At 65.0% G+C, this 1,044-nt stretch carries 1 protein-coding gene; it reads left to right on the forward strand.

Features of this window, described 5'->3' with window-relative positions:
• A partial coding sequence (locus B7Z76_RS16270) for a Tn3 family transposase (RefSeq protein ID WP_366925323.1) occupies positions 1 to 1,044 on the forward strand: 1,044 nt, incomplete at both ends.

Here is a 1,044-nt window from a genome sequence, read left to right on the forward strand (position 1 = left end):
AGCCTTGAAACCCGGCTGACGGACGCAACCCTGGCCATGTTCGAGAAATATGTCGGCACCTTGTTCAGCCGGGCGCGCAACCGCGATGAGCGGCGGTTTCAGGCCACACGGCGCGATGTCGCCAAGGCGCTGTTGCTGTTCCGCCGGACGATCGCCGCTTTGCGCCAGGCGCAGGAAGATGGCGAGGATGGGGTGAGTGTCATCGAGCGTGAGATCGGCATGGACCATCTCGAAGGCGTGCTGCCCATCATCGGCGCTGTCGCCGATGTGGCGGATCAGGATATTCTGGTCACGGCGGCCGAGCGATATTCGGTGCTCCGCCGGTTCAGCCCCCGCTTCCTTGCCGCCTTGGATTTCCGGTCGAATGCGCCGAACGATCCCGTCCTGGCCGCGCTGGAACTTCTCCGCGCCTTGAGCCGTGGCACAATCCGTACCTTGCCCAAACGGCCACCGTCCGCGTTTCTGCCGCCGCAATGGCGCAAGCTGATCTTCGCCAGCGGCACAGTGGACCGGCGGCTCTACGAAACAGCGGTGCTGGCCGTACTGCGCGACAAGCTGCGGGGCAGCAATATCTGGGTCGCTGGCAGCCGGGATTATCAGGCATTCGAGACCTATCTGCTCCCGGCCGGGACAGGAACAGCCACCGGCGTTGATGGTGAGACCGATCCCAATCGCTACATTGAAACCCGGACAGAGATGCTGCGCGAGAGTCTGACTTTCGTGGCCGCCCGGGCCGAGCGGGGCGACCTCGACGGGGTAGAGATCGAGGACGGCAAGCTTTTTATCGCCCGCACGCCGCCCACCGTGCCCGAGGCGGCCCGCGATCTGGCGCTGCGGCTGAACAGCATGCTGCCTCGGGTGCGGATCACGGAGGTTCTGAGCGAGGTTAACGCCTGGACCGGGTTCACTGACAGGTTCGCGCATCTGCGCACCGGTTTTCCCACCGCCGACAAAGCGGCCTTACTGGCGGCGGTGCTCGCCGACGGCACCAATCTTGGTCTTGCCCGCATGGCCGACGCCTCGCGGGGCCTCAGCTATCACCAT

This window comes from Acidiphilium sp. 20-67-58 (genome assembly GCF_002255515.1).
Classification (GTDB): domain Bacteria; phylum Pseudomonadota; class Alphaproteobacteria; order Acetobacterales; family Acetobacteraceae; genus Acidiphilium.